At 32.9% G+C, this 6,465-nt stretch carries 6 protein-coding genes; 5 read left to right on the forward strand and 1 reads right to left on the reverse strand.

The window, feature by feature from the left end; all coding sequences use genetic code 11:
• Window positions 1–10 precede the first annotated feature (10 nt).
• The 5 genes from KAR88_RS08560 (at window position 11) to trxB (ending at window position 4,249) form a co-directional block, all read left to right on the forward strand.
• Window positions 11–1,216, forward strand: a complete 1,206-nt coding sequence (locus tag KAR88_RS08560; protein ID WP_002790597.1) for an LL-diaminopimelate aminotransferase — start codon at window positions 11–13, stop codon at window positions 1,214–1,216.
• Window position 1,217: 1 nt separating this feature from the next.
• The gene (locus tag KAR88_RS08565) at window positions 1,218–2,468 is read left to right on the forward strand and encodes a homoserine dehydrogenase (RefSeq protein ID WP_192801266.1); all 1,251 of its coding nucleotides are present in this window, start codon (window positions 1,218–1,220) and stop codon (window positions 2,466–2,468) included.
• Complete coding sequence (locus KAR88_RS08570; protein ID WP_002831454.1) at window positions 2,468–2,806, forward strand: YraN family protein; 339 nt, start codon at window positions 2,468–2,470, stop codon at window positions 2,804–2,806. Before KAR88_RS08565 ends, KAR88_RS08570 begins: the two co-directional genes overlap by 1 nt.
• A gap of 54 nt (window positions 2,807–2,860) precedes the next feature.
• Window positions 2,861–3,175, forward strand: coding sequence for a thioredoxin (gene trxA, locus KAR88_RS08575; RefSeq protein WP_002778629.1), 315 nt, complete (start codon window positions 2,861–2,863; stop codon window positions 3,173–3,175).
• Between the two features lie 135 nt (window positions 3,176–3,310).
• The gene (gene trxB, locus KAR88_RS08580; RefSeq protein WP_002785476.1) at window positions 3,311–4,249 is read left to right on the forward strand and encodes a thioredoxin-disulfide reductase; all 939 of its coding nucleotides are present in this window, start codon (window positions 3,311–3,313) and stop codon (window positions 4,247–4,249) included.
• A gap of 124 nt (window positions 4,250–4,373) precedes the next feature.
• On the opposite strand, the gene KAR88_RS08585 is transcribed toward trxB, so the two are convergent.
• Window positions 4,374–6,155 (reverse strand): PhoX family phosphatase, encoded by a 1,782-nt coding sequence (locus tag KAR88_RS08585; protein WP_023362246.1) that lies wholly within the window; start codon window positions 6,153–6,155, stop codon window positions 4,374–4,376.
• Window positions 6,156–6,465: the final 310 nt, after the last annotated feature.

The following is a 6,465-nucleotide window of genomic DNA, read 5'->3' on the forward strand; positions in this document are numbered from 1 at the left end:
AGGAAGAGAAATGTTTGATGAAATTCGTTTCAATACCATAGAAAGGCTTCCAAATTATGTTTTTGCAGAAGTAAATGCGATCAAAATGGCAGCAAGGCGTGCTAGAAAGGATATCATCGATTTTTCTATGGGAAATCCCGATGGTAAAACCCCTCAACATATCATTGATAAACTTTGTGAAAGTGCCAATAAAGACAAAACTTCGGGGTATTCTACCTCTATGGGGATTTATAAACTTCGCCTAGCTATTTGCAATTGGTATAAAAGAAAATACGGAGTAAATTTAGATCCTGAAAGTGAAGTAGTAGCGACTATGGGCTCTAAAGAGGGTTTTGTCAATTTAGCAAGAGCGATTATCAATCCAGGAGATGTGGCTATAGTGCCAGCTCCAGCTTATCCTATCCATACTCAAGCTTTTATCATAGCAGGAGGAAATGTAGCTAAAATGCCTCTTAAATATAATGAAAAATTTGAGCTTGATGAAAACAAATTCTTTGAAGATTTGGATAAAACCCTGCATGAAAGCATTCCGCGTCCAAAATATGTAGTGGTTAATTTTCCACACAATCCAACAACGGTAACTTGTGAAAAAAGTTTTTATGAAAGATTGGTTGCAACTGCAAAAAAAGAGCGATTTTATATTATTTCTGATATCGCTTATGCGGATTTAACTTATGATGATTATAAAACCCCTTCTATTTTAGAAGTAGAGGGCGCAAAAGATGTTGCTGTAGAAACCTACACTCTTTCAAAATCTTACAATATGGCAGGTTGGCGTGTGGGATTTACAGTTGGAAATAAACGCTTAGTAGCTGCTCTTAAAAAGATAAAATCATGGTTTGATTATGGTATGTATACTCCTATACAAGTAGCTGCTACTATAGCTTTAGATGGGGATCAAAGTTGTGTAGATGAAATTCGTGCTACTTATGATAAAAGAATGCATATCTTGCTAGAAGCATTTGAAAATGCGGGTTGGAAACTTCACAAACCAAGAGCTAGTATGTTTGTTTGGGCAAAACTGCCTGAAAGTAAAATGTATTTAAAAAGCTTGGAATTTTCTAAACAACTTTTGCAGCACGCAGAAGTAGCTGTGAGTCCAGGTATTGGTTTTGGTGAAGCTGGAGATGAGTATGTAAGAATTGCTTTAATAGAAAATGAAAACCGCATTCGTCAAGCTGCACGCAATATTAAAAAATACTTGAAAGAAGAATAAAATGAAGGTTGCTATTTTAGGATATGGGGTTGTAGGGAGTGCTGTTGCTCGTGTTTTAATTCAAAATAAAGAAATCATTCGTGCAAGATGCGGACAAGATATCATTCCTGTTGTTGCTCTTGCTAAAAGCCAAAAAGAAAATACCCTGATTCCTATCGTTACAAATGTAGATGAAATTTTGCAACGAGATGATATAGATGTTTTTGTGGAATTAATGGGTGGGGTTGAAACACCTTTTAAAATTATCAGTGAAATTCTTAAAAAAAATAAGCCTGTAGTCACTGCAAACAAAGCTATGCTTGCTTATCATCGCTATGAGCTTGAAGAGTTAGCTAAAAATACAACTTTTGGCTATGAAGCAAGTGTTGCGGGCGGAATTCCTATTATCAAAGCTTTAAAAGAAGGACTAAGCGCAAATAATATCTTGAGTATTGAAGGTATACTCAATGGCACGAGCAATTATATTTTAAGCGCTATGAATAGCAAGGGTTTAAATTTTGATGATGTGCTAAAAAAAGCGCAAGAACTTGGTTATGCAGAGGCAGATCCGACCTTTGATATAGAAGGGCAAGATGCTGCGCACAAGCTTTTGATTTTAGCAAGCATTGCTTATGGTTTACGCGCTAAACCTGAAGATATTTTAATCGAAGGTATCAGTAAAATTTCTGCTGAAGATATGTATTTTGCAAAAGAATTTGACTTTACTATCAAGCTTTTAGGCATAGCTAAAGCCCAAAATTCCATAGTAGAATTAAGAGTGCATCCTACTATGATCAGTAAAGATAAAATGATAGCAAAAGTCGATGGGGTGATGAATGCTATTAGCATAGTCAGTGATATACTTGGCGAAAGTCTTTATTATGGAGTAGGTGCAGGAGGAAATGCTACAGCAAGTGCTGTTATCGCTGATCTTATGGATATAGCAAGAAATGAACCCAAGGGTCCTATGATGGGCTTTGAAAATAATTTAAATTTTAAACTTTTAAATAGAGATGAAATTTATACAAAATATTATTTAAGATTAAAAGTAGAAGATAAAACAGGAGTTTTATCTAAAATTACTCAATTTATGAGCGAAAATAATATTTCGATAGACAGCTTTTTGCAAAAACCAAAACAGGGTGAAACTTACAGCACTTTATTTTTTACCACTCATCATACCTTTGAAAAAAGTATTCAAAATTTACTTTCTATCTTGGAAAAACAAGATTTTATCAAGGCTAAGCCTTTTATGATGCGCATAGAAGAATAATGGGATTTGCATCATATCTTAGTGGAATTTTAGGCGAAGATAAGGCTTGTGAATTTTTAAAAAAACAAAAATTTGAAATTTTAAAGCGTAATTTTCGTTCAAAATTTGGCGAGATTGATATCATTGCGAAAAAAGATGGAATTTTACATTTTATCGAGGTTAAATTTACTCAAAATAATTATGAAGTTTCTGAACGCTTAAATGTTAAAAAATATGAAAAAATTTTAAAAACTATAGAATTTTATGGATTAAAACATGGGATTTTAGATGATTTTCAAATGGATCTTATCTGTATTAGTGATGATATGATACAATTTTTTGAAAATATCAGTTTTTAAGCTAATATTTAAAAAAATAAAATACAATTACAAAAATTAGTGAAAGGAAAAATTATGGGAAAATATATCGAATTAACAAGTGATAATTTTGCACAAGCAAAAGAAGGTGTTGCTTTAGTTGATTTTTGGGCTCCATGGTGTGGACCTTGCAGAATGCTTGCTCCAGTAATTGATGAACTTGCGAATGACTTTGACGGTAAAGCAAAAATTTGTAAAGTAAATACAGATGAGCAAGGCGATTTAGCAGCTGAATTTGGCGTTCGCTCTATCCCTACTCTTATCTTCTTTAAAAATGGTGAAGTGGTAGATCAATTAGTTGGTGCTCAATCAAAACAAGCAATCAGCGATAAATTAAATTCTTTACTATAAAAATCTTCAAGGCTAGTTTTACTAGCCTTTTATTCAAAAATTTCAAATTTATACTAAATAATAATTTTTATTAACTACTATTAAGAATAATTTGTATATCATTCTTAATAAAATTCAAATTACAAAGGAAAAAGAATGTTAGATGTAGCAATTATAGGTGGAGGACCTGCAGGACTTAGTGCTGGACTTTACACAACTAGGGGTGGTCTTAAAAATGTAGTAATGTTTGAAAAAGGGATGCCAGGAGGGCAAATTACTTCTAGTTCGGAAATTGAAAATTATCCAGGTGTTGCACAAGTTATGGATGGAATTTCTTTTATGGCACCTTGGAGTGAGCAATGTATGCGTTTTGGCTTAAAGCATGAAATGGTAGGTGTAGAACAAATTTCAAAAAATGAAGATGGAAGTTTTACCATTAGACTAGAGGGCGGTAAAACAGAACTTGCAAAAGCAGTGATAGTTTGCACTGGTTCTGCTCCAAAAAGAGCAGGTTTTAAAGGTGAGGATGAATTTTTTGGCAAGGGTGTAAGCACTTGTGCAACTTGTGATGGTTTTTTCTATAAAAATAAAGAAGTAGCGGTTTTAGGTGGTGGTGATACTGCTTTAGAAGAAGCATTATATCTAGCCAATATTTGCTCTAAAGTTTATCTAATCCACCGTAGGGACGAATTTAGAGCTGCGCCTTCTACAGTAGAAAAAGTGAAGAAAAATGAAAAAATCGAACTTATCACTAGTGCAAGCATAGATGAAGTATATGGTGATAAAATGGGTGTTACAGGCGTGAAAGTAAAATTAAAAGATGGTAGCATTAGAGATTTAAATGTGCCAGGAATTTTCACCTTTGTGGGACTTAATGTAAGAAATGAAATTTTAAAACAAGACGATGGTAAGTTTTTGTGCAATATGGAAGAAGGCGGGCAAGTAAGTGTCAATCTTAAAATGCAAACTAATGTTCCTGGGCTTTTTGCAGCAGGAGATCTTAGAAAAGATGCTCCAAAACAAGTTATTTGTGCCGCAGGCGATGGAGCCGTAGCAGCGCTTAGTGCTATGGCTTATATAGAAAGCTTGCATTAATCTAGGAATTTGTCCTAGATTTTTTAAGACTTAAAACAATCTAAATAAAGAAGAACTTATAATTTTGATCTTATTTAATCTTTGGGATAAAAGAGATATTATTATAAGTTCTTTAGATCTTTAATTAAGCTCCTATAACTCCACCATCAAGTTTTCTTATCATTACTATACTTGATCTTGGTGTTTTTCCATAAGGAAAAGTACTACCCTTAAGTCCTTCTCCTGGATGTTGTATACCTACAAACATAGTAGTATAATCCTCATCAAAAGCAATTCCTGTTATCTCACAAGCTATAGGCCCTGTTAAAAAGCGTTTGATTTCACCTGTTTTTGGATTGGCCGCTAGCATACAATTATTTCCCATTCCCGCATATTCGCCTTTATTAGAATAAGAACCATCTGTTTGTATCCAAAGTCTTCCATCTCTATCAAATTTAAGTCCATCAGGAGAATTAAATTTATTTTCACTAGTGATATTATTTGACCCTTTGTTTAAACCTTTTTGATTATCAGGATTGCCCACAAGAGTAAAAATTTCCCAAGTAAATTCATCATCCTTGTGTGAATTTTTTGGTATCCATTTTAAAATTTGCCCATAAAGATTTTTTGTTCTAGGATTAGCTGCATTAGCTTGTGTACGGTTTTTGTTATTGGTTAAAGTAGCAAAAACTTCCCTAGAGCCACTTTCTTTATGGCTTGCTATCCACTCGCATCTATCCATAGGAGTTGCACCCACTACACTTGCAGCAAGGCGGGTATTGATAAGTATATCAGCTTGTGATTTAAATCCTTTACTTTCATCTAAGCCGTTTTTACCATACTCTAAAGCTATCCATTTTCCACTGCCTCTAAAATCCCCTACATTGCCATTAAATTGGCCTACATACAAAGTTCCTTCATCTAAAATTTTACTTGTATCTCCACCTTTTACATATTTGTGCTTGCTAACAAATTTATAAATAAACTCATCGATTTCATCATCGCCCATATAAACGATAACCAAACCATCTTTTTCTACTATAAATTCTGCGTTTTCATGTTTAAAGCGACCTAAGGCTGTTCTTTTAATTGGAGTGCTTTTTGCATCAAAAGGATTGATTTCTACTATCCAACCAAAACGATTTGCTTCATCTAAATTTTTAGCTAGATCAAATCTTTCGTCAAATTTTTCCCAGCCGTATTCGCTTTTTGTTTTAAAGCCATATCGCTTAAAATTTTCATCAAATTTTAAATTTTCATCAGAACTTCCAAAATAATCATCAAAATTTTCTTCACAGCTAATATAAGTTCCCCAAGGAGTTTGGCCATTTGCACAGTTTGCAAAAGTTCCATAAGCAAATTTTTTATCTTTTAAAACTTCTTTTTTAGCTGCTCCGCTTACTTCCATTTTAGTATTTGCATCAATTCTACGATTGTATTTAGAATCCAAAACTACAGCCCATTCATTACCCTTTTTTTGAATTTCTAATACACTTACACCCACACTTGCTTGCTCATATAAAACATTTTCTTTGCTCAAGTTTTTACCCTGATGATTAAACATAATTTCAGGATTAATGTATTCATTATTTATGGCTAAAATTCCTCTATTTTTTGAAAGTGAAAAAAAACTCATACCATCATTATTATCTCCAAAAACAAAGCGAGCATTATCCACTGCATTCATATCGATATTTTTACTTTCATCATAGGCTTTTGCTTTGCTAAAAAGTGGATCTCCCCACGATATCAAAACTTTAGCCTCGTAGCCCTCAGGCACTATGACTTCATCTTTTGTGCTTGCACTTACAGCTTTAAAACCTAACAACTCTTTATCCTTAAGTACCGCAGCACTTAAATTTGAACCTCCAAAAAAAGCCACCATAGAACCTAAAGCTGAACCTTTTAAAAATACTCTTCTTTGCATTTGTTTTCTACTCCGTATTGAAATTAAAACAATGAAAGTATAGAAATGTTTGGAAACTTTTTAGAAACTTTCAAATAAGTAAGATAAGAAATATATAAGAAGAATTTGTAAATAAATTTCATCAACACCCAACCTATCTAGGTATTGGTGAATAATGAATTAAAGATATCAATGAGTAATAAATAAAAGTATCAACAAATCAAAATCTTTAGATTGATACTTGCATATCAATCTAAATTGTATATATTAGCCAACATATAAACTAATATGTAAAATCAATATTTCATATTAGTTTAATCAAAACCTTTTC

The organism is Campylobacter sp. JH23, from assembly GCF_017846595.1.
In the GTDB taxonomy this organism is placed as follows: Bacteria; Campylobacterota; Campylobacteria; order Campylobacterales; family Campylobacteraceae; genus Campylobacter_D; species Campylobacter_D coli.

What these genes read in the sequence shown, in the direction of transcription:
- KAR88_RS08560 (WP_002790597.1), top strand. Translation starts at nt 11, where the DNA reads ATGTTTGATGAAATTCGTTTCAATACCATAGAAAGGCTTCCAAATTAT.
- KAR88_RS08565 (WP_192801266.1), top strand. Translation starts at nt 1,218, where the DNA reads ATGAAGGTTGCTATTTTAGGATATGGGGTTGTAGGGAGTGCTGTTGCT.
- KAR88_RS08570 (WP_002831454.1), top strand. Translation starts at nt 2,468, where the DNA reads ATGGGATTTGCATCATATCTTAGTGGAATTTTAGGCGAAGATAAGGCT.
- trxA (WP_002778629.1), top strand. Translation starts at nt 2,861, where the DNA reads ATGGGAAAATATATCGAATTAACAAGTGATAATTTTGCACAAGCAAAA.
- trxB (WP_002785476.1), top strand. Translation starts at nt 3,311, where the DNA reads ATGTTAGATGTAGCAATTATAGGTGGAGGACCTGCAGGACTTAGTGCT.
- KAR88_RS08585 (WP_023362246.1), bottom strand. Translation starts at nt 6,155, where the DNA reads ATGCAAAGAAGAGTATTTTTAAAAGGTTCAGCTTTAGGTTCTATGGTG.